Source organism: Devosia sp. Root635, from assembly GCF_001427605.1.
In the GTDB taxonomy this organism is placed as follows: Bacteria; Pseudomonadota; Alphaproteobacteria; order Rhizobiales; family Devosiaceae; genus Devosia.
The window spans coordinates 319301-340875 of the sequence record NZ_LMGZ01000019.1 but is presented as its reverse complement, the minus strand read 5'-3'; the positions used below and the strand labels follow the sequence as shown (position 1 = coordinate 340875).

Below are 21575 nucleotides of genomic sequence, written 5' to 3'. Positions count from 1 at the left end.
AAAATCGATGAAGCTATCCAACCTTGCTTGGGCAATGATGGTGTCTGCCGCGATCGTGGTGCCGGCGGCGGCCCAGGACAATCAATCGGTGAACGTCGTGCTGACCGAAGTGCTCGATGTGATCGAGCCGTGCATGGCCGCCCGTTCCGACGTGGGCCGCGTGGTCCTGCAGAATATCAATGAGACCCTGACCGAATACGCGCCCGCCGAGTCGGCGCTGAAGCCGCGCCTGGCAACCGAATGGAGCCAGATCGACGAGGACACCTGGGAATTCAAGCTGCGTGAAGGCGTCAAGTTCCATGACGGCTCGACGCTCGATCCGGCCGACATCACCTTCTCGATCGCCCGCAACAAGAATGCGGCGCTCGGTTGCGAAACCGGCGGCAAGTATTTCGGCGGCATGGAATTCACCACCGAAGCCATCGACGACACGACCATCCAGATCACCAGCGATCCGGCCTCGCCCATCCTGCCGCTGCTGCTGTCGGTCATGCCGATCCAGCCGGAAAGCGACCCTGCCGACACGTTCACCACCAACCCCATCGGCACCGGGCCCTATAAGCTCGTAAGCTGGGATGTGGGGCAGAGCCTGGTGGTCGAGCGCAACCCCGACTATTGGGGCGAACAGCCTGTCGTTACCGGCGCCACCTATGTCTTCCGCACCGATGCGGCCGTCGCTGCGGCCATGGTGCAGGCCGGCGAAGCCGACATCGCGCCCAATATCGCGGTGCAGGACGCCACCAATCCGGATACCGATTTCAGCTATCCGAATTCGGAAATGTCGGCCCTGCGCATCGATTCGATGCTGCCGCCGTTCAACGATCGCCGCGTTCGCGAGGCGCTGAACCTGGCCATCGATCGCGATGCGATGATCGGCACCATCTTCGCCGCCGGCGTGCAGAAGGCCACCCAGCAGGTGCCCCCCAGCACCATCGGGTTCAACCACGACCTGCAACCCTGGCCCTACGATCCGGACCGCGCCCGTGAACTGCTCGCCGAAGCCAAGGCCGATGGCGTGCCGGTCGACGCCGAAGTCGAGATGATCGGTCGCATCAATATCTATCCCAACGCGACCGAAGTGATGGAAGGCATCCAGTCCATGCTGCTCGATGTCGGCTTCAACGCCACGCTGCAGATGTATGATGTTGGTGAATGGAACCGCTACTTCGTCAAGCCCTTCCCCGAGCCGCGCACACCCAACCTGGTTCAGGTCCAGCACGACAATGCCAAGGGCGACCCGGTGTTCACCGCTTTCGTGAAGCACCATACCGATGGCAGCCACTCGGCCATGTCGGTGCCTGAAGTCGATGACCTCATCACCCGTGCCACCGCTGCCAGCGGCGACGAGCGCAAGGCGCTCTGGGAAGAGATGTTCGCCAAGGTGAACGACGAATACATCGCCGACGTGCCGCTGTTCTACATGGTCGGCTTCTCCCGCGTGGGCCCACGCCTCGACTTCACGCCCACCATCGCCACCAACAGCGAACTGCAGTTGGCCCAGATCGGCTTCAAGTAAATCAGACCTCCCTGCCCGGGGACGGCTATGCCGCCCCCGGGATATTCCTGACCAAACTGGAGCACCTCATGGGTCGCTTTGTCCTCAAGCGGAGCCTGTTCAGCCTGGTCTCCCTGTTCGGGCTGCTGGTGCTCGTTTTCTTCCTCTCGCGGCTGACGGGCGATCCCGCGGCGCTCTACCTGCCGGTCGATGCCCCGCAAAGCGTGCGCGATGCCTTCCGTGAGGCGCGCGGGCTCAATGAGCCGCTGCTCTCCCAGTTCGGCGATTACCTGGTCAACCTGGCACAATTCGATTTCGGCGATTCCCTGCGCCGTCAGCGACCCGCCTTCGACGTGGTGATGGAAGCCTTTCCCTGGACGCTGGGCCTGGCCGGGCTGACCATGGCGCTGGTGCTGTCGGGCGCGGTGGTGCTGGGTGCCCTGGCCGCCATCAAGGTGGGCGGCGTGTTCGATCGCATTTCATCGGTTATTTCGCTGGCTGCGGCCAGTGCGCCCGATTTCTGGCTGGCGCTGATGGCCATCTTCATTTTCGCCGTGGGACTGGGCTGGGTGCCGACTTCGGGCACCGGCACGCCCTGGCATTGGATATTGCCGGTGGCGGTTCTGTTCGTGCGGCCATTCGGGTTGGTGCTGCAGGTAGTGCGCAGTTCGATGATCACCGCGCTGTCCTCGGCCTATGTCAAGACGGCCCGCGCCAAGGGCGTCAAGCAGCGCGCCATCACCTTCGTCCATGCCCTGCGCAACGCCATGCTGCCTGTCATTACCGTGGCCGGCGACCAGGCGGCGGGCCTGCTCAACGGGGCGGTTGTGGTGGAATCGGTCTTCGGCTTTCCCGGCGTGGGCAAACTCATGATCGACTCCATCCTGCAGCGCGACTTTACCGTCGTGCTCGCGGCCATCATGGTCACCTCGCTTGCCATCTTCACCATGAACCTGCTGATCGACCTGGCCTATGCGCTGCTCGATCCGCGCATCCGGTACTGAGCCATGACCATGACCCAAACTGGCATCAATGGCGCTCCGACCAAATCGCCCCCGAAACTGCCGACCTGGCTCGGCCTGCTGCTGGCCGACAAGTTCGCCACCGCTGCAGTCATTTTTCTCAGCCTTGTCGTCGTCGCCGCGCTGATCGGGCCGGCGCTGCTGGATGGCGTGGCCAGCAAGGTCGCCTTCCGCGGCCGCAACCTGGCGCCGTTCCAGCTCGATCATGGCTGGCTGATGATCCTGGGTTCCGACAGCCTGGGCCGGCCGATCTTCGCCCGCATCATCGTCGCGGCGCAGAATACGATGATGATCGCCGCCTTCACCGTGGTCGCCGCTTCCTGCATCGGTGCCGCCCTCGGCCTGGTCGCGGGCTATTCGCGCAAGTTCCTGTCCGACGCCATCCTGCGGCTGGCCGATGTCATCATGAGCTTTCCCTCGCTGCTGCTGGCGGTGATTGTGCTCTATATGCTCGAACCCGCCGTCACCAACCTGGTGATCGTGCTCGCCATCACCCGCATTCCGGTCTATCTGCGCACCACGCGGGCCGAGGTGCTGGAAATCCGCGAGCGCATGTTCGTGCAGGCCGCCAAGGTCATGGGCGCCTCGTCCTGGCGCATCGCCTTCGTCCATATCCTGCCCATGGTGCTGCCGACGCTGCTGACCATCGCCACGCTCGATTTCGCCTTCGTCATGCTGGCCGAAAGCTCGCTGAGCTTCCTCGGCATCGGCATCCAGCCGCCCGAGGTCACCTGGGGCCTGATGGTTGCCCAGGGCCGCCCCTACATGAACCAGGCCTGGTGGCTGAGCTTCTGGCCGGGCCTGTTCATCGTGCTGACAGCGATGTCGCTGAACCTGGTTTCCAACTGGCTCCGCATCGTGCTCGACCCCACCCAGCGCTGGCGCCTCGAAAAGCGCAGGGAGACCAACCATGGCTGAGCATATCCTCGAGGTCAGGGATCTCTCGGTCGAGTTCCACACCGCCGGCAAGGTGGTCGAGGCCGTCCGCAATGTCAGCTTCCACCTCGATCGCGGCGAGACGCTCGCCATCCTGGGCGAGAGCGGTTCGGGCAAGTCTGTTTCGGCCTCCGCCGTCATGGACCTGATCGACTGTCCGCCCGGCCGGATCACCTCCGGCGCTATCACCTATCGCGGCGAAGACCTGCTCCACATGCCTGCCGGCAAAAGGCGCGAAGTCAACGGCCGCAAGATCGCGATGATCTTCCAGGATCCGCTGGCCCATCTCAATCCGGTCTATCCGGTGGGCTGGCAGATTGCCGAAGCCATGCGGGTCCACGGCATGCCGGCGGGCGACGCCCACCGCCGCACCATCGAATTGATGGGACGTGTCGGCATCCGCGACCCAGAGCAGCGGGCCAGGGCCTATCCGCACCAGTTTTCCGGCGGCCAGCGGCAGCGGCTGATGATCGCCATGGCGCTGGGCTATGACCCGGACGTGCTGATCGCCGACGAGCCGACCACGGCGCTCGACGTCACCGTGCAGTTGCAGATCCTGCGCCTGCTGCAGGAGCTGCGCGACGAAACCGGCATGGGCCTGCTGCTCATCACCCACGACCTGGGCGTGGTGGCGGAAATGGCCGACCGGGCCATCGTGATGAATGCCGGCGAGGTGGTGGAGACAGGCGCGGTGCGTGACGTGCTCAAGCATCCCAACCACCCCTATACGCAAAAGCTCATCGCCGCCGTGCCGGGCCAGGGCAGCATTCGTCATAGTGCGGTGGGCGTGGCCGAACCAATCCTGTCGGTCCGCAACCTCAACAAGCATTTCGGCACCTATCACGCGCTGCGCGATGTCAGCTTCGACCTGCGGGCCGGCGAGACGGTTGCCATTGTCGGGGAATCGGGTTCGGGCAAGTCCACCACCGCCCGCGCCATCGTGCGGCTCGATGATGCCGATTCGGGCAGCGTGCAGTATGGCGGGCGCGATCTCTGCGCGCTCAGCGACAAGGAGATGTTCCGGCTGCGCCGCGACATCCAGATGGTGTTCCAGGATCCCACCCAGTCGCTCAACCCGCGCATGAGCGTGTTCCAGATCATCTCGGAAGCCTGGCGCATCCATGCCGATATCCTGCCGCGCAACCAGTGGCGCGCGCGGGTGCTCGAACTGCTCGATCTGGTCGGGCTGGCGGCCGAGCATGCCGACCGCTATCCGCACCAGTTTTCGGGCGGGCAGCGACAGCGCATCGCCATTGCCCGTGCTTTGGCCATGCAGCCCCGTATCATCATCTGCGACGAGGCCGTGTCGGCGCTGGACGTGTCGGTGCAGTCCCAGGTCATAAGGCTGCTCGACAACCTGCGCGACCAGCTCGGTGTCGCCTTCATCTTCATCGCCCATGACCTGCCGGTGGTCCGCGATTTCGCCGACCGGGTGGTGGTGATGAAGGAAGGCGCCATCGTCGAGGAAGGCGATGTCGTGCAAATCTTCGAGGCGCCGGCCCACGCCTATACGCAGGCGCTGCTGGCGGCCAGCCTTGAGCCGGACCCGGACCAGCGCGGCAAGCATCAGAGGGAGTCCGCGTAGTGGACCAGCGTATCGACATACTCGTCGTCCAGCCCATCCTGCCGGCCCAGATGCAAAAGCTGGAGGCGGCCTACCGGCTGCATCACTATCATTCGTCCACCGACAAGGTGGCAATGATCCGGGATATCGGCAGCCAGGTCAGGGGTGTCGTCACCACCGGCGGCAAGGGCTTTCCGGCCGGGCTTTTGGGTCAGTTGCCGGCGCTCGAAATCGTCGCCTCGTCCGGTGTCGGCACCGACAGCATTGCCGTCGAGGCCTGCCAGGCTCGCAATGTCGCAGTGACCAATACGCCCGACGTGCTCAATGACGATGTCGCCGATCTGGGCATCGGGCTGGTCATCGCTGCCCTGCGCCAGATGCCGCAGGGTCACGATTATGTCCGCTCCGGCGACTGGGCGCGGCAGGGCATGATGAATTTCACCGCCACGCTGACCGGCAAGGTGCTGGGCATTGTCGGCCTCGGCCGCATCGGCCGGGAGGTGGCGGATCGCGCCAGGGCGCTCAAGATGCGCGTGGCCTATACCGGAAGGCGGCCGCAGGCGGTGGACTATGACTATTACGACAGCGCCGAGGCCCTGGCCCGCGCCTGCGACGTGCTGGTGCTGACCTGCCCCGGCGGCGAAGAGACGCGCGGATTGATCGGCGCCAAGGAGCTGGCGGCGCTCGGTCCCAACGGTTGGCTGGTCAACATATCGCGCGGCAGCGTGGTCGACGAGAAGGCGCTGATCGCCGCGCTGAGCAGCGGCGGCATCCGCGGCGCCGGGCTCGATGTCTATGCCGACGAACCCAATGTCGACCCGGCCTTGGCCCGGTTGCCCAATGTGGTGTTCTACCCGCATCATTCGAGCGGCAGCATCGAGACCCGAAGTCGGATGAGCCAGCTTGTCGTCGATAACCTGGCGGCCCATTTTTCCGGCCGTCCCCTCCTCACACCCTTGCCGAGCCCGCCATGACCTCACCCCATCCCAAGACCAAGAAGCCGGAAGATCTGCGTTCGGCGCGGTGGTTCGCGCCCGATGACCTGCGCAGCTTCGGCCATCGCTCGCGCATCATGCAGATGGGCTACGCCCCCACCGACTGGGTGGGCAAGCCGATCATCGCGATCATGAACACCTGGTCCGACCTCAATCCCTGCCACGCCCATTTCAAGCAGCGCGTCGAGGACGTGAAGCGCGGCGTGCTGCAGGCGGGTGGTTTCCCGGTCGAGATGCCGGCGGTGACGCTGTCGGAGAGCTTCATGAAGCCGACGACCATGCTCTACCGCAACCTGCTGGCCATGGAGGCGGAAGAGCAGTTGCGTTCCCATCCGGTGGATGGCGTGGTGCTGATGGGTGGTTGCGACAAGACTACGCCAGCGCTGATCATGGGTGGGCTGTCGGCCGGGCTGCCGATGATCTATCTGCCGGCCGGGCCGATGCTGCGCGGCAATTATGCCGGCCAGCAACTGGGCTCGGGCTCGGATGGCTGGAAATACTGGGATGAGCGCCGTGCCGGCAATATCACCGACCAGCAATGGCTGGGCGTCGAGGCCGGCATCGCCCGCTCGCATGGCCATTGCATGACCATGGGCACGGCTTCGACCATGACGGCGATCGCCGACGCCATGGGCCTGACGCTCCCCGGTGCCTCCTCGATCCCGGCGCCCGATGCCAACCATATCCGCATGGCCGCCGAATGCGGCCGGCGCATCGTCGACATGGTCTGGGAGGAGATGACGCCCGACAGGATTGTTACCGCTGCTTCGGTGCGCAATGCCGGCGTGGTGGCGATGGCGACCGGCTGCTCCACCAACGCGGTGGTGCATCTGCTGGCCATGGCGCGCCGCGCCCAAGTCGATTTCACCCTCGATGACCTCGACGCATTGGGCCGCACCACGCCGCTGATCGCCAATGTGCGGCCCTCGGGCAAGGGTTACCTGATGGAGGACTTCTACTATGCAGGAGGCCTGTTGGGCCTGATGCGCAATCTGGGCGACAAGCTGGACCTCAGCGCGCTCACCGTTTCGGGGCTGACGCTGGGCGAAGTGGTGGCCGATGCGCCGGTCTACAATGACGACGTCATCCGCACGCTCGACAACCCGGTCTACAAGGAAGGCTCGCTTGCCGTGCTGCGCGGCAACCTGGCGCCGGATGGAGCGGTGATCAAGCCGGCCGCCTGCGATCCACGCTTCCATGTGCATCAGGGGCCGGCGCTGGTGTTCGACAGCTATCCGGAGATGAAGAAGGCCATCGACGATCCCGATCTCGATGTCACGCCCGATCATGTGCTGGTGCTGCGCAATGCCGGCCCGCTGGGCGGGCCCGGCATGCCCGAATGGGGCATGATGCCGCTGCCGCTCAAGCTGGTGAAACAGGGCCATCGCGACATGCTGCGCATTTCCGATGCCCGCATGAGCGGCACCAGCTATGGCGCCTGCGTGCTGCATGTGTCGCCTGAAAGCCATATCGGGGGCCCGCTGGCTTTGCTGCGCACCGGCGACATCGTCGCCATCGACCTCCCCAACCGGCGCCTCGACATGCTGGTCGATGAGGCCGAGCTGGCGGCGCGCCGCGCCGCCTGGGTCAAGCCGCCCGAACGCTTCGAGCGCGGCTATGGCTGGATGTTCGCCAAGCATGTCAGCCAGGCCGACAAGGGGTGCGATTTCGACTACCTCGCCCCCAGCTTCGGCCGCACGGCCGGCGAACCCGACATTTTCTAACGGCGGAGATCAATGTGAGCCACCAGATGAAGCCCGAAACACGGGACAAGCTGTCTCGCGTCAGCGTTGCCACGCTGTGCACGGCGCTGTTCAAGCGCGGGCTGCGCAACCAGACCATTCAGGATGTCCACCCGGTGGCCCGCAAGGGCCGCAACATGGTGGGGCCGGCCTTCACCCTGCGCTATATCCCGGCGCGGGAAGACCTCAACGGCATCGAGGTGTTCAAAAACCCCGCTCATCCGCAGCGGGCCGGCGTGGAAGCCTGTCCGCCGGGCGCCGTCATGATCATGGACAGCCGCAAGGATCCGCGCGCCGCTTCGGCGGGGGGGATCCTGGTGACCCGCCTCATGGTGCGCGGCGCAGCCGGCGTGGTGACCGATGGCGGCTTTCGCGACAGCCCCGAAATCGCCACGCTCGATATCCCGGCCTATCACAACCGGCCGTCCTCCCCTACCAACCTGACACTGCACCAGGCGCTCGAATTCGACATTCCGATCGGCTGCGGTGACGTGGCGGTATGGCCCGGCGACGTGGTGGTCGGCGATGACGAGGCCGTCATCATCATCCCCAACGGCATTGCCGACGAGATCGCCGACGAGGCGGTCGAGATGACCGTCTTCGAGGACTTCGTCACCGAAGAGGTCCGCAACGGCAAGACCATTATCGGGCTCTATCCGCCCACCAATCCCGAAACGCACACCAACTTCGCCGCCTGGCGCATCAAGACCGGAAGGTAATTCTCATGACTCCGCAAGACATCAAGACCCGCATCGGTTCGGGCCTCCTCTCCTTCCCGGTGACGCCGTTCGACGCCGACAATCGCTTCAATGCCTCGGCCTATGCCGCCCATATCGAATGGCTGTCGACCTATCCGGCGGCGGGCCTCTTCGCCGCCGGCGGTACGGGCGAGCTGTTCTCGCTGCGCCCCGAGGAGGTGGTCGATGCCGTCCGGACGGCCAAGTCGGTATCGGGCGATACACCGATCCTGTCCGGCTGTGGCTACGGCACGGTCATGGCGGTCGATATGGCCAAGGCCGTCGAGGCGGCTGGTGCCGACGGGTTGCTGCTGCTGCCGCATTATCTCACCGAAGCGCCGATGGCCGGCATCTACGAGCATGCCAAACAGGTGTGCCAGGCGGTCAAGATCGGTGTCATCTTCTATAACCGGGGCAATTCGCGGCTCGACGCTGACCATCTCGAAAAGCTGGCCGAGGAATGCCCCAATCTCGTCGGCTTCAAGGATGGTACCGGCGATGTGCTGGCGGTGCGCCAGATCGTGTCGCGCCTGGGCGACCGGCTGGCCTATATCGGCGGCATGCCGACGCATGAGCTGTTCGCCGAGGCGTTCAACGCGGTGGGTGTCAGCACCTATTCCTCGGCAGTGTTCAATTTCATTCCGGAAACCGCGCTGAAATTCTACACCGCCCTGCGCGGCAACGATCGCCCCACCATGGAGAAGATACTCACCGAGTTTTTCTATCCGTTCATGGCCTTGCGCGAACGCCGGGCCGGCTATGCAGTGGCCGCCATCAAGGCCGGCGTGCGCCAGCGCGGCTTCGCCGCCGGCAAGGTGCGCTCGCCGCTGGTCGATCTCACCGACGAGGAAGAGGCTATCCTCGCCAACCTGATCAAGCCCTACAGCTAAGGCAGGAAGTAATGGGGGTAGGCGGTTCGCAGATCGTCCACGGCGCGCAATGTCTCGCTCAGATGGATACGGACCGCCGCCCGGGCGCGGGGGGCGTCGCCCGCCTTGAGGGCGTCGAGCAGTTCGCCATGTTCGGCGAGAATTCTCTCCGCCTTGCCGGGATAGATGTTGATGGAACGCAAGCGGTCGACATTGCCGCTGCGGGCCACTACCTGCTCCCACAGCTCGCCATGGCCGACGGCCTCGCACAAAGCGGCGTGGAAACTCTGGTCCGGCGGGCGGATGGCGCGCGGATCGTTGGTGCCGCGCCAGATGCGCCACATCTCGGCCAGGATGGCCTCGGCCTCGCTCAGGTCGTAGGCCGTCGGCTTCCGCGCGATGGTCTCGGCCACTTCGGCCTCGACCGCGACGCGCAGAAACTGCGCCTGCGCCGCCTGGCGGGCATCGATCAGCGAGATCATCGTGCCCGATTGCGGGAAGACATCGACGAGCCCCTGCTGCTCCAGACGCAACAAAGCTTCGCGGATCGGCGTCTGGCTCACGCCGAACCGGGCGGCCAACGCACTGCGCGAGACGTCGCTTCCGGGCTCCAGATGCAACGCAATGATCTCGTTGCGCAGCGCGTCGAAGATCTGGTTGACCACCGGCAGGCGCCGGTCAAGGCGGGCAGGGGATGCGGGCGGGCTTTGAATCATGCGGCTCCTATCTCGAAAAACTAATATATTTGAAGTGAGGGGATAAGATAGTGGATAGTGCAAAGGCCGAGGAAATTCACAGAAACCTCATCCAGGCGCTGGCGGGCATTTCCGGCATCCTGGTCACGCCCTATGACGAGAGCGATACCATCGCCCCTACGCGACTGGCGCCCATTGTCGATCGCGCGATCGATGCCGGCGTCCATGTGCTGGTCAGCAACGGCAATACCAGCGAATTCTTTGCGCTGACGCTGGAGGAAGCGCTGGCCATGCTCGAGGCTACGGTGGGGCTCGTTGCGGGCCGGGTGCCGCTGCTGGCCGGCGTCGGACGCGGTATACGCGATGCGGCGACCCTGGCGCGCAAGGCATCCGATTGCGGCGCGGCCGGGCTCATGCTGCACCAGCCGGCCGATCCTTTCGTGTCGCCGCGCGGCCTTGTTGACTATGTCCGGCAGATCGAGCAGGCGGCGCGCGGTCTGCCGATCATGCTCTATCTGCGCAACGATCTGATCGGCACGGCCACTATCGCCGATCTGTGCAGCCTGCCCAGCGTCGTCGGAGTCAAATGGGCCACGCCCAATCCCATGCGCCTGGCCGAAGCCATAGCGGCATGTCCGCCCGAGATCATCTGGGTGGGGGGTCTCGCCGAGACCTGGGCGCCGGTGCTCTATGCGGCGGGTGCGCGCGGCTTCACCTCGGGGCTCATCAATGTCTGGCCCAGCCACTCGGTCGAAATCCACCGGGCGCTGGAGGCAGGCGATAGCAGGCGCGCCAGGACGCTCATCGCGCAGATGCGCGCTTTCGAGGACATCAGGGCCGAAGAGATGGGTGGTACCAATGTCACCGGCGTCAAATCTGCTTTGCAGATGCAGGGCCATGATTGCGGCCCGGCGCGTCCGCCATCCGCCTGGCCGCTGACCGCCATGCAGCAGGATCGTCTGCGTAATTTCATGACCCAGAACAAGCTGATCGGAGCCTGACCATGGCGCGCATTGATATCGAAAGCCTGCGCCAGGCACTGGCCGCCCTGCTGACTGCCGGCGGCATGGATGAAGCCAAGGCCCCTGTTGTCGCCGAGGTGTTGGTCGAGGCCGACATGATCGGCCATAGCACCCACGGCACGGGTCTGGTGGCCGGCTATCTCGATGCGCTGCGCAGCGGCGAGCTCAGGGGGCAGGGCGATCTGGAAGTCATCGCCGACCGCGGCGCTTGCATCACCTGGGATGGCAGGAAGCTGCCGGGGCCCTGGCTGGTCCGTCGCGCGCTCGACCTCGCCTGCCAGCGGGTGGCCCAATATGGAGTGGTGACGGTCGCCATCCGCAACAGCCATCACACCGGGGCGCTGGCCGCCTATATGAGGCGGGTCACCGACCAGGGCTATGTCGTGCAGTTGAACTGCTCTACCGTGTCGGCGGCCCGCATGGCGCCGTTTGGTGGCACGCAGCCGGTGTTGACGCCCAACCCGCAGGCCTACGGCTTTCCCACCGATGGCGATCCGATCCTCATCGATATCAGCGCCTCCATTACCACCACCACCATGACCAGGCAGCTGGCGGCCGCCGGCCAGCGCTACCCCGAGGCCTGGGGGCTCACCGCCGACGGCCAGCCCACCGACGATCCCGAAGATGTCGTGTCGCGCGGCGGCACGCTCATGCCGATCGGTGGGGCGCGCAAGGGCTACAAGGGCTTCGGCATGGCGCTTGCCGTCGATGTGCTGAGCCAGGGTCTGGCCGGCAGTGGCCGTACGCAAACGCATGAGCCGATGACGCTGTCGGTTTTCCTGCAGGTGCTCGATCCGGCGGCGTTCAGCGGCACCGATGCCTTCGTGGCCGAGGCGAGCCACACCGCCAGGCTCTGCCGCGACAATCGCCCGTCGCCGGGCATCGGCAAGGTTCGCGTGCCCGGCGACGGCGCTGCCGCGTCGCGCCGCCGGGCGCTGGCCGAGGGCGTCGAGATCGACGATGCCGTGCTCGGCACGCTGGCGAGCCGGGCCAGGGCGCTCAACGTGAACTGGCCGGCCTGATTGCGCCTCAACCCCATCCTTGCCGGCTGCCTGTTGATGGCGGTCGCTGCCGTGGTCGGCGTCATGGACGTGATCGCGGTGCGGCTGATCGACGATCGCGTGCATCCGTTCGAGATCGTGTTCTTCCGCAATCTCTTCAGCATGGCGGCGCTGATGCTGCTGATGCCGCGGCCGCAATGGCATCTGCGTGGTGGTGGCCTATGGCCGCTGCATATCGCCCGGGCGGTGCTCAAGCTCTTCGCACTAGGCGCTTCGTTCATCGCCATCGGCCAGTTGCCCCTGGCCACCGTCACCTCGATCGGCTTCACCACGCCGGTCTTTGCCGTTATCGGCGCCGTGCTCATTCTGGGCGAGCGGGTGCGCTGGCCGCAGATGGTGGCGCTGCTGATCGGCTTCGGCGGCGTGCTGGTGGTGGTGCGGCCCGATGTGGCGGCACCGGACTGGAACCTGCTCTATGCTTTCGCCTCGGCGCTGGCGCTGGCCGCCGTCATGCTGCTGCTCAAGGCATCGGCCGATCGCGAGGACGGGCGCCGGGTCACCTGGCTCAATCTGGTGCTCAGCGTACCGCTGGCCGGGCTGATGTGCGCGCCATTCTGGTCCAATCCCGCCCCGCTCGACCTCGCCATCATGGCCATTCAGGGCGTGGGCGGTTTGCTGGCGCAGCTCTCGGTATCGGCGGCCATGCGCATGGGCCGGGCATCGGCATTGATTATCGTCGATTTCATCCGATTGCCATTGGCCATAGGCGCCGGCGTGCTGCTGTTCGGGGAAACGCTCGACGGGCCGATCATCGCCGGCGCCGCGCTGATCCTGGTATCGCTGCTGCTCAACGGCTTCGTCGCCTCACGCCACCGGGATGTGGTGACGCCGCCTGGTTGATATCGGTATCGGAAGGAATGGTGCCGCTTAGGTGACTCGAACACCTGACCCCATCATTACGAATGATGTGCTCTACCAACTGAGCTAAAGCGGCAACGGCTGGCCTTTTACGTTGGGTTGGCGGCCGGTGCAAGAGGCAAGGGGGCTTCCACCGGCAATTGCGGCGGCGGGGGGTCGGCGAGCGGGCGGCCGGTGATGGTCATCGGCACTTTCCATTCAAAGGCGTCGAGCTTGCCGGTGACGGGGGACATCGGTTCCCATTCGTCGCTGACCAGCCCGTCGGCGGTCCAGGCCGGGTCGCGTGGCGCGCGGACGGCGCGGGCCAGCCATTCGCGCGCTTTGCCCTGGTCGCCGCTCTGGCCTTCCTCGATTTCGGCCATCAGGCTTGCCACGCCCTGGGTGGCGTCGGGGCCGATGAAGGGTGCCAGCGCCGATCGCGCCAGTGGCCAGTCATAGGCATCGATGGCGGATCGCGCCAGCGCCATGCCGGCAGCGCGATGGGGCGGCGGGGTCTCGATGATCTCGCCCAGTCGCCTGAGCCGCTCTACCGCCGAGGCGCCGGGCTGGGCATGGGCATAGAGAGCGGCCACGTCGGGATGGCCGGTGGCGCGCCAGATGCGGCGCAGCAGGCTCATGGCCTTGCGCGTGTCACCCCTGTTGATGTGGATGCGGGCGGCGATGAGGGCCGCGGGGACGAAGTCGGGCAGCAGCTTGAGCGCGGTCAGGGCGTGGTCGAGCCCGGCCAAAGGCGCGCTGGTCTCGGCCTCGCGGGCGCGGGCGGTTTCGATCACCGCCTGGCGGCGGCGCTTGCGGGCGCGGTCCTCGCGGCTGCTTGCCTGCTCGACATTGACCATGGCCACGGCATCGGCCCATTGGCCGCGCCGCGTCAGGTCATCGAACACGGCATCGGCGGCCCAGCCGCTTTGCGGCGCCAGCGCCAGAGCCTTGCGGGCAAAGGTCAGCGCCGCCTCGGGCCTATGCTGGGCGCGGGCCTGGTCGTAGAGCCCGGTCAGCGCGGCCACTGCCGTCTTTTCGCTGGCGATGAGGGCGCGGTAATGCTCGCGCGCCGCCGGCATGTCGCCCAAAGCCAGGTCGGCGCGAGCTTCGAGCAGGCGCGCGGCGGCATTGGTGGGCAGGCGCGCCTGGGCTTCGCGGGCCAGCATGCGGGCACGGGCGGGATCGCCGGCCTGCAGGGCCACGATCGCGTCGGACAGGGCTTCCACGCCCTGCTCGCGGCGGCGTTCGCGACTGCGGCGCGCCATATTGCGCGGTGCTGAAAGAATGCGGCGCAGGATGGCCCAGAGGCCGATGACCACGATGGCCACGAGGATGAAGATGAAAATGGCGGCGCCCAGCCGGGGCTGCATGCGATAGCCCGCGGCTTCCAGCGTCAGGGTGCCGGGCAGCGAGATCAGCCAGGCGGCGAGGGCCGTGATGGCGAGGCTGCCAACGATCCAGGAGGCGAGGCGGATCATTGGCTGACCTCGCCGGCCAGGGCGCTGACTCGCAGTGTTTCGAGAAAGCGCGTGGCCTCGGCCTGGCTGGCGATCAGCGCCGGCACGTCTTCGCCGGCCGCCAGCATCGGCGCGGGCAGGCCCGCCAGCAGGGTTTCGGCGGTGACGAAGTCGCGGCGGGCGATGGCGCCTTCAAGGCGCGACATCACCGCCTCTGGCGTATCGCCCTCGATCTCGCCGGTCGGCCGCAGGGCAATGGCCGAGCGGAACCAGTCGAGTGCACCATCCTGCCATTGCGCCTCGGGATCGGCCGGGCGACCCGCCAGCATGGCCGGCAACACCGCAGCGAAGCGGCTGGCGATGACGTCGGGGCGGGCGAGGCCGCTTTCGGCATTGTTGGCGATGGCGGTGGGCACCGTGGCGTCTGGCAAGGCGGCGCGCAGGGCGCCCAGTTCGGTGGCATAGGGCCTGCCGCTGGCAAAGGCCGCCTCGAAGCCCGAGAGAATCAGCGGCAATTGCAGCACCGCGCCGATATCGCCGGGTTGCTCGGCCAGCGTGGCCGCGGTCTGGGTCATGGTGGTGTCGAGGGTGCGCAATCCGGCTTCGGCGGTGCCGAGCCGGGCGGCCACTTCATCGAGCCTTGCGCCCAGGGCGGCGAGGTCGGTGCGCAAGGCGTCGACGGCACCACTGTCTGCAGCGGCGGCCGGCGTGGCGGCCAGCGTATCGAGGCGGGCGGTGAGCGCGGCGATATCGCCCTCGATCCCGGTGAGATCGACCGGCTCGGCGCCGGCGATGGCTGGCGCTGCGGGCTCCGCCGATTCGAGGGCGCCGATGCGCTGGTTGAGCGTCGCCAGTTCGCTTTGAGTCGTCTCTGTCACCGTCTCCAGTTCGGGAATGGCGGTGGAGAATTGAGCCAGGCGCGGGTCGGCCGCCGGGGCAGGCGCGGGCGTCGATGGCCAAAGGCCGAACCAGGCGAGGGCATAGGCCGCGGCGAGGCCGAGCACGCCGCCAAGGACCGCGGCACCGAAGGCAAAGCCGCCGGCTTGCCGTGGGCTTGCCGCCGGTTTGCCTGCGGGTTGCTCGCTTTTTGCCTGTGTTTGTCTCGCTTCCGGCTTGTCGGCACCGGTTTCGCGCGCCTTGAGGTCGAGCACCGGCGGTTTGACCGGGCCGGTCTTGCTTTCGGTCGGCTTGCTGTCCGCCATGGCAGTATCCTCTTCTTGGCGGCCGATCATGGCCCAGTTTGCTCGCGGGCAAAAGCCAGCGCGAGCGACATCATGGCGTCTTCGTCCGGCCGGTCGGCCAGGCTGATGCGGCTGAAGCGGGCTTCCAGCAGCGGTTCGGCCACGGCTTCGGACAGGCAGAGCATGGCCAGCCCGCTGCGGCGGCTGCGCGGCATGGCGGCGGCCAACCGCGCGAAGATTTCGGCCGAGCGGCGCGAATAGGCCAGCACCGCGCCGATTTCTCCACCCAGCTCGGCCAGAACCGTATCGGGCAGAGCGCTGGCCGCCACCATTTCGTAGACCTTCGATGTCGCGACCATGACGCCGAGCGGGGCCAGCGCCCTGGCGAGGTCGGCGCTCTGGTGCTTGCCGGCGGGATAGAAGATCGGCCCGCGCATGCGGGCGATGGTCATGGCATTGACCAGGTCCTGGAAGGCCCCGGCGGCACTGCTGACCCGGACAAAGCCGGCCTCGTTGGCCTCGCGCGCCGTATGGTCGCCCACGGCGAAGACCGGCAGATGGCGGTATTGCTCGAGCATATTGCGGTCGGCCAGCGCGCGGATGGCGTTGGCGCTGGTCAGCACCATGGCCGTGAAGCCGTCGGGCGGCGGCAGGCTGCCGTCGAGCGTCTGGCGCACCATCAGCGGCGCGGCGATAGCCTCTATGCCGAGCGCGCCAAGCCGGGCCAGCGTTGCCTGCGCGTCGGGCTCGGGGCGGGTCACCAGCATCTTCATGACGAGGCGGCCCATTGCGCCAGCCATTCGGTGCCGGCTTGCGCGATCAGGTCGTCGCCAACCTGCTTTCCGAGCGCCTCGGGGTCGCTGCCAGTCGCGGCGCTGTTGAATGCCGTTTTGCCGTCGAGGCTGAGGATTTGCCCCCTGAGCACAAGCGTCGCGCCATCGAGCCGGCTCAGCGCCCCTACCGGCGTCCGGCAGGAGCCATCGAGTACCGCCAGCATGGCGCGTTCGGCGACGATGGCCTTGTGCGTCGAGGCATGGTCGAGCGCCGCAACGATCCGGGCCATGCGCGTGTCGCCGCTGCGCACGGCAAGGCCGATGGCGCCCTGCGCGGGGGCGGGCATGAAGATTTCCGGGTCGAGCAAGGCGGTGGCGCGGTGGCCTTCGCCCAGCCGGTTGAGCCCGGCCATGGCCAGCATGGTGCCATCGGCCACGCCATCGAGCAGCTTCTGCAGCCGCGTGCCAACATTGCCGCGGAAGGGCACGATGGTCAGGTCGGGACGGACGCGCAAAACCTGCGCAGCGCGGCGGATGGAGGAGGTGCCGAACCTGCCGCGCTCGGGCAGGTAGTCGATGCCGCGCGCCTTGACCGAGAGGAAAGCGTCGCGCACATCCTCGCGTTCGAGGAAGGCGGCGAGCTCGATGCCATCGGGCAGGCGCGTCGCCACGTCCTTGGACGAATGCACGCCGATATCGACGCGCCCGCTCAGCATGGCCTCGTCGATTTCCTTGGTGAACAGGCCCTTGCCGCCGATTTCGGTCAGGCTGGCATTGCTCGCCTGCGAACGATCACCGCCGGTGGAGATCACCTCGATGGCGATGTCATCCTCGCCGACGCCATGCGCTTCGCTCAGCAGGCGCCGCACCAGGCGCGCCTGCGTCAGCGCCAGCGGGCTGCCGCGTGTTCCGATCCGGGCGAAGGGGGTGGGCGATTGCAATGTCTTTGCGTCCTATAGTAGGCAGGGGGCGACCCCCAGAGGGAGTAACCAGTTCGTCGTGACCGGGCAAGCGCCAGCCATCATCCTCGGCATAGAGACCAGCTGCGACGAAACCGCGGCAGCTTTGGTCGTGCGCGACGAATCCGGCAGCGCCACGATTCGTTCCAATGTGGTGCGCAGCCAGCTCGATGAACATGCGGCATTCGGCGGCGTGGTGCCCGAACTCGCGGCGCGCGCCCATGTCACCTATCTCGACCATATCATCGCCCAGGCCTGCCGCGAGGCCGGTGTCAAACTGGATGAAGTTGATGCCATCGCCGCCACGGCGGGGCCGGGACTGATCGGGGGCGTATTGGTCGGCCTCACCACCGCCAAGGCGCTGGCGGCGGCGCTTGGCAAGCCGCTGATCGCGGTCAATCACCTCGAGGCCCATGCGCTGACGGCGCGGCTGACCGATGGCGTACAATTCCCCTATCTGATGCTGCTGGTGAGTGGCGGGCACAGCCAGTTCGTGCTGGTGCGCGGCGTTGGCGACTATGAGCGCTGGGGCACGACGATCGACGATGCGCTGGGCGAAGCCTTCGACAAGGTGGCCAAGCTGCTGAGCCTCGGCCATCCCGGCGGGCCGGCGGTCGAAGCCATCGCCAAATCCGGCGATCCCAAGCGCTTCAAGTTTCCGCGACCGCTGCTGCGCGAGGCGCGGCTCGATTTTTCCTTTTCCGGCCTCAAGACGGCGGTGCGGCTGCAGGCCGAGGCGCTGGCGCCACTGAGTAACCAGGACGTGGCCGATATCGCCGCCAGTTTTCAGGCTGCGGTGGCCGAAATTGTATCCGTGCGGGCCGGGCAGGCTTTGGCACGGTTCAGGGCCGAATTGCCCGAGGCCAGCACGCAACTGGTCGTGGCGGGCGGCGTCGCTGCCAACCAGGCCATCGGTTCGGCCCTGCGCGCGGTCTGTGCTGAAGCCGGTGCAACACTCATCGTGCCGCCGATCGCGCTCTGCACTGATAATGGCGCCATGGTGGCCTGGGCCGGGGCCGAGCGTTTTGCGCTGGGCGCGCATGACGGGCTGGAATTCGTCGCAAGGCCACGCTGGCCGCTCGATCTCGACGACATGAAGGTTGTGCCCGATGCGGCTTGAAACGGTATCGGTCATCGGCGGCGGGGCCTGGGGCACGGCGCTGGCGCAGGCGGCGGCCATGGCGGGGCGCAAGGTGTCGCTGGTGGCGCGCGACGCGCACCAGGTCGACGAGATCAATGCCAGCCAAACCAATGCCCGTTACCTGGGGGCGCAGAAGCTTCATCCGGCCATCAGCGCCACGACGGCAGCGGGCGCTGCCGATATCGTCATTCTCGCCGTCCCCGCCCAAGCGAGCCGGGCGGCGCTGGGGGCGCTCGATCCGGCTCTGCTCGCCGGCAAGCCGGTGGTGCTGTCGGCCAAGGGGCTCGAAACCGGGACGCTGCAGCGGCAGAGCGAAATCCTCAACGACATGGCGCCCGACGCCATTCCCTTTGTGTTGTCGGGCCCCAGCTTTGCCGCAGACGTTGCGGCCGGAAGGCCGACGGCGGTGACGCTGGCGGGCGACGATGCCAACGCGACCTCGGCGCTGGCCGCGGCTCTCGCCGGTCCCAGCTTTCGCCCTTACGCCGCCGATGACCGCATCGGGGTGGAAATCGCCGGGGCGCTGAAGAATGTCTATGCTTTGGCCTGTGGCGCCGTCGAAGGCGCGGGGCTGGGCGCCTCGGCCCGCTCGGCGCTGATCGCCCGCGCCTATGCGGAAATGGCGCGCATGGTTTCGGCCATGGGCGGCTCGGCCGCCACGCTCACCGGCCTTGCCGGGCTGGGCGACCTGACGCTGACCTGTACCTCGGTGCAGTCGCGCAATTACCAGTTCGGCATGGCGCTGGGTCGCGGCCGGTCGGTCGAAGCGATCTTGGCCGATGGCGCCAGGCTGGCCGAAGGCGTTGCCACCACGCCGGTTGCCGATGCGCTGGCCAGAAGCCTCGGGGTCGAGGCGCCGCTGATCGAGGCCGTGCATGCGGTGCTCAGCGGCAGAGCCGATATTGCCACAGTCGTTGCGGGGCTGATGTCCCGTCCGCTCAAACGGGAGGAATGATGCCATGCCGCTATTCGTGATGATCGCCAAGGACGCGCCGGGGACCGGCGACAAGCGCACCGCGACGCGCCCGGTGCATATGGATCACCTCAGCGCCATGGGCGACAGGCTGGTCTTTGCCGGCGCCCTGATGGGAGCGGATGGCAATCCCGAGGGGTCGCTGCTGGTGCTGGAAGCCGATAGTCTCGATGCCGCCAGGACGACCCTGCTGGCCGATCCCTTCGTCTCCGAAGGCATTTTCGGCGATGTCGACATCAAGCCCTGGCGTGTCTCCTTCAATCATAGCGGACGGGAGTTCTAGCCATGGCCTACTGGCTGATGAAATCGGAGCCCGATGTCTTTTCCTTCGACGACATGATGGCCAAGACCAAGCGCGGCGAACCCGAGCAATGGCATGGCGTGCGCAACTACACGGCGCGCAACAACATGATGGAAATGCAGCTGGGGGACCTGGCCTTCTTCTATCATTCCAATATCGGCAAGGAGATCGTGGGCATCATCAAGGTGATCGCCCTGGCCCATCCGGACTCGACCGCCGAGCCCAATGACAAGGGCAAGGTGGTCTGGCAATGCGTCGATGTCGAAGCGGTAAAGCCCTTGCCGAAGCCGGTGACCCTGGCCACGGTCAAGGCGACGCCGGAGCTGGCCAATCTCGAACTGGTGCGGTTGTCGCGGCTCTCAGTGTCGCGGGTCGGCGAGGATGAGTGGAAGCTGATCTGCAAGATGGGTGGGCTTTAGAGGCTGGCTATTGCATGTCTCGGCTCTTGCGCCTCCCTCCCCCTTGAGGGGAGGGATTGAGGGTGGGGGTCCCGCGGTGGCCACGAAGCTACCCCCTCCCAGCTTTGCTAAGGCCCTATGGGCCTAGCGACGCTACCCTCCCCTCAAGGGGGAGGGAGGGCAGGAGCCGATAGAGGTTATATCACCATAACCCTAGGCTGCCGGCGCTCTCGGCGCTATTCTTCCCCCGCGCAACAGCGCTTCGGGGGAGATCAATCATGTCGCATTTCGCCGTCAATTGGCTGGCCGTCATTCTGGCGACCGTGGTGAGCTGGGGTTTTGGGGCCGGTTGGTACATGGTGCTGGCCCGGCAGTGGACTGCCGCCATCGGCAAGAGGCCCGAGGACATCGACAAGGCCGATTACACGCCCTACCTGTGGTCGGTGGTCTGCCTGCTGGTCATGGCCTATTTCATCGCCCTGTTGACGCCGCTGCTGATGGGTTCGCTCAGCGTCACCAACGGGCTGATCGTCGGCGCCCATATGTGGCTGGGCTTTGTCGTCACCTCCATGGTGCTCAACCACCGCTATCACGGCGCACGCTGGTCGCTCACGCTGATCGACAGCGGCTACCTGCTGGCCGTGCTTCTGATCGACGGCGCGATTGTCGGGGTGTTCGGCTGAGCCTCTTACCTCTCCCCCAGGGGGAGAGGTAAGAATCTCAGCTCTCCACCACGATGGGCGGCACGTGCTTGGGCTCGGCCGGCGGCGCATATTTGTTCAGCAACCCGACCTGGGTGATCGAGAAGATCACGGTCAGCGGCATCACGCCCCAGACCTTGAAGGCGACCCAGATATCGGTCGAGAAATTGCGCCACAGCACTTCGTTGATAATGGCCAGCACCACGAAGAACAGGCCCCAGTTCAGCGTCAGCTTGCTCCAGCCTTCGGGGCGCAGCTTGTAGACGTCGCCGAAAACATATTTCAGCAGCGACTGCCCGAACAGCAGGCCGCCCAGCAACACCACCGCAAACAGCGAATTGGTGATGGTCGGCTTGATCTTGATGAAGGTGTCGTCCTGCAGCCACAGCGTCAGGCCGCCAAAGACCAGCACGACGACGCCAGTCACCAGCGGCATGATGGCGATCTTTTTCAGGATCAGCCAGGTCAGCACCAGCGAGATTACCATGGCGCCCATGAACCAGGCGGTGGCCACGAAAATGTCGGCGCGCGCATTGGCGATGAAGAACACGACGAGCGGGCCCAGTTCGAGCGCCATCTTGGTGAGCTGGGGGCGCAGCTCGTCCCAGTTGATTTCCGGCTCGGCTTTCTCAGTCATGGGCAAGGCTTTCGGTTCGACGCAATGCAATGTGAGGGCAAGCGCCGGGTGATGCAAGGGCGGGATAGTCCTCAAGCGT

At 66.3% G+C, this 21575-nt stretch carries 22 protein-coding genes and 1 tRNA gene; 16 read left to right on the top strand and 7 right to left on the bottom strand.

Annotation, left to right across the window (positions count from 1 at the left end):
* Nucleotides 1-7 precede the first annotated feature (7 nt).
* From ASD80_RS12905 to kdgD, 8 genes are all read left to right on the top strand, one after another.
* The gene (locus ASD80_RS12905) at nucleotides 8-1516 is read left to right on the top strand and encodes an ABC transporter substrate-binding protein (protein ID WP_056233426.1); all 1509 of its coding nucleotides are present in this window, start codon (nucleotides 8-10) and stop codon (nucleotides 1514-1516) included.
* A gap of 68 nt (nucleotides 1517-1584) precedes the next feature.
* On the top strand, nucleotides 1585-2499 hold the full coding sequence (locus tag ASD80_RS12900) for an ABC transporter permease (RefSeq protein WP_056233424.1): 915 nt from the start codon (nucleotides 1585-1587) through the stop codon (nucleotides 2497-2499).
* 3 nt (nucleotides 2500-2502) lie between these two features.
* Nucleotides 2503-3435 (top strand): ABC transporter permease, encoded by a 933-nt coding sequence (locus ASD80_RS12895; RefSeq protein ID WP_056233422.1) that lies wholly within the window; start codon nucleotides 2503-2505, stop codon nucleotides 3433-3435.
* Nucleotides 3428-5038: an ABC transporter ATP-binding protein gene (locus ASD80_RS12890; protein WP_056233420.1), complete on the top strand. Its 1611-nt coding sequence runs from the start codon at nucleotides 3428-3430 to the stop codon at nucleotides 5036-5038. The genes ASD80_RS12895 and ASD80_RS12890 overlap by 8 nt, the downstream gene beginning before the upstream one ends.
* Nucleotides 5038-5991 (top strand): 2-hydroxyacid dehydrogenase, encoded by a 954-nt coding sequence (locus ASD80_RS12885; RefSeq protein ID WP_200950311.1) that lies wholly within the window; start codon nucleotides 5038-5040, stop codon nucleotides 5989-5991. The genes ASD80_RS12890 and ASD80_RS12885 overlap by 1 nt, the downstream gene beginning before the upstream one ends.
* Entirely contained in the window at nucleotides 5988-7736 is a 1749-nt protein-coding gene (araD, locus tag ASD80_RS12880; protein ID WP_056233418.1) for an L-arabinonate dehydratase, read from the top strand. Before ASD80_RS12885 ends, araD begins: the two co-directional genes overlap by 4 nt.
* A 26-nt stretch (nucleotides 7737-7762) precedes the next feature.
* Nucleotides 7763-8473, top strand: a complete 711-nt coding sequence (locus tag ASD80_RS12875; protein WP_056233416.1) for a ribonuclease activity regulator RraA — start codon at nucleotides 7763-7765, stop codon at nucleotides 8471-8473.
* A 5-nt stretch (nucleotides 8474-8478) separates the two neighbouring features.
* Nucleotides 8479-9381 (top strand): 5-dehydro-4-deoxyglucarate dehydratase, encoded by a 903-nt coding sequence (kdgD, locus tag ASD80_RS12870; protein WP_056233414.1) that lies wholly within the window; start codon nucleotides 8479-8481, stop codon nucleotides 9379-9381.
* On the opposite strand, the gene ASD80_RS12865 is transcribed toward kdgD, so the two are convergent.
* A complete protein-coding gene (locus tag ASD80_RS12865) occupies nucleotides 9378-10076 on the bottom strand; it encodes a GntR family transcriptional regulator (RefSeq protein WP_056233412.1) in 699 nt (232 codons plus the stop codon). The two genes, kdgD and ASD80_RS12865, sit on opposite strands and share 4 nt — an antisense overlap.
* 50 nt (nucleotides 10077-10126) lie before the next feature.
* Here ASD80_RS12865 and ASD80_RS12860 point away from each other — a divergent pair, with 50 nt between their 5' ends.
* From ASD80_RS12860 to ASD80_RS12850, 3 genes are read left to right on the top strand one after another with little or no spacing between them, the layout of a single operon-like run.
* Nucleotides 10127-11056 carry a dihydrodipicolinate synthase family protein gene (locus ASD80_RS12860; protein WP_244489002.1) on the top strand — a complete coding sequence of 310 codons (930 nt, stop codon included), beginning with the start codon at nucleotides 10127-10129 and terminating at the stop codon, nucleotides 11054-11056.
* A gap of 2 nt (nucleotides 11057-11058) precedes the next feature.
* Nucleotides 11059-12099, top strand: coding sequence for an Ldh family oxidoreductase (locus ASD80_RS12855; protein WP_056233410.1), 1041 nt, complete (start codon nucleotides 11059-11061; stop codon nucleotides 12097-12099).
* Nucleotides 12100-12978 carry a DMT family transporter gene (locus ASD80_RS12850; RefSeq protein WP_156460433.1) on the top strand — a complete coding sequence of 293 codons (879 nt, stop codon included), beginning with the start codon at nucleotides 12100-12102 and terminating at the stop codon, nucleotides 12976-12978.
* An 18-nt stretch (nucleotides 12979-12996) separates the two neighbouring features.
* Here the strand turns inward: ASD80_RS12850 and ASD80_RS12845 are convergent.
* The 5 genes from ASD80_RS12845 to hemC all read right to left on the bottom strand — a co-directional run bounded on the left by ASD80_RS12845 (nucleotide 12997) and on the right by hemC (nucleotide 17327).
* Nucleotides 12997-13072: transfer RNA gene (locus ASD80_RS12845), tRNA-Thr, on the bottom strand.
* Nucleotides 13073-13085: 13 nt separating this feature from the next.
* Complete coding sequence (locus tag ASD80_RS12840; protein WP_056233405.1) at nucleotides 13086-14453, bottom strand: heme biosynthesis protein HemY; 1368 nt, start codon at nucleotides 14451-14453, stop codon at nucleotides 13086-13088.
* Nucleotides 14450-15634, bottom strand: a complete 1185-nt coding sequence (locus ASD80_RS12835; protein WP_156460432.1) for a COG4223 family protein — start codon at nucleotides 15632-15634, stop codon at nucleotides 14450-14452. Before ASD80_RS12835 ends, ASD80_RS12840 begins: the two co-directional genes overlap by 4 nt.
* Nucleotides 15635-15660: 26 nt before the next feature.
* On the bottom strand, nucleotides 15661-16401 hold the full coding sequence (locus ASD80_RS12830) for a uroporphyrinogen-III synthase (RefSeq protein WP_056233402.1): 741 nt from the start codon (nucleotides 16399-16401) through the stop codon (nucleotides 15661-15663).
* A complete protein-coding gene (gene hemC / locus ASD80_RS12825) occupies nucleotides 16383-17327 on the bottom strand; it encodes a hydroxymethylbilane synthase (RefSeq protein WP_056233400.1) in 945 nt (314 codons plus the stop codon). Before hemC ends, ASD80_RS12830 begins: the two co-directional genes overlap by 19 nt.
* Nucleotides 17328-17406: 79 nt before the next feature.
* On the opposite strand from hemC, the gene tsaD reads away from it, so the two are divergent.
* From tsaD to ASD80_RS12800, 5 genes are all read left to right on the top strand, one after another.
* Nucleotides 17407-18465 carry a tRNA (adenosine(37)-N6)-threonylcarbamoyltransferase complex transferase subunit TsaD gene (gene tsaD, locus ASD80_RS12820; RefSeq protein WP_413813376.1) on the top strand — a complete coding sequence of 353 codons (1059 nt, stop codon included), beginning with the start codon at nucleotides 17407-17409 and terminating at the stop codon, nucleotides 18463-18465.
* Nucleotides 18455-19441, top strand: a complete 987-nt coding sequence (locus ASD80_RS12815) for an NAD(P)H-dependent glycerol-3-phosphate dehydrogenase (RefSeq protein WP_056233396.1) — start codon at nucleotides 18455-18457, stop codon at nucleotides 19439-19441. Before tsaD ends, ASD80_RS12815 begins: the two co-directional genes overlap by 11 nt.
* Nucleotides 19442-19445: 4 nt before the next feature.
* Nucleotides 19446-19742: a YciI family protein gene (locus ASD80_RS12810; RefSeq protein WP_056233394.1), complete on the top strand. Its 297-nt coding sequence runs from the start codon at nucleotides 19446-19448 to the stop codon at nucleotides 19740-19742.
* A gap of 2 nt (nucleotides 19743-19744) precedes the next feature.
* Nucleotides 19745-20179 (top strand): EVE domain-containing protein, encoded by a 435-nt coding sequence (locus tag ASD80_RS12805; protein WP_056233392.1) that lies wholly within the window; start codon nucleotides 19745-19747, stop codon nucleotides 20177-20179.
* 257 nt (nucleotides 20180-20436) lie between these two features.
* Nucleotides 20437-20841, top strand: coding sequence for a DUF1761 domain-containing protein (locus ASD80_RS12800; protein WP_056233390.1), 405 nt, complete (start codon nucleotides 20437-20439; stop codon nucleotides 20839-20841).
* Nucleotides 20842-20878: 37 nt separating this feature from the next.
* On the opposite strand, the gene ASD80_RS12795 is transcribed toward ASD80_RS12800, so the two are convergent.
* The gene (locus tag ASD80_RS12795; protein WP_056233389.1) at nucleotides 20879-21496 is read right to left on the bottom strand and encodes a septation protein A; all 618 of its coding nucleotides are present in this window, start codon (nucleotides 21494-21496) and stop codon (nucleotides 20879-20881) included.
* Between the last annotated feature and the right edge of the window lie 79 nt (nucleotides 21497-21575).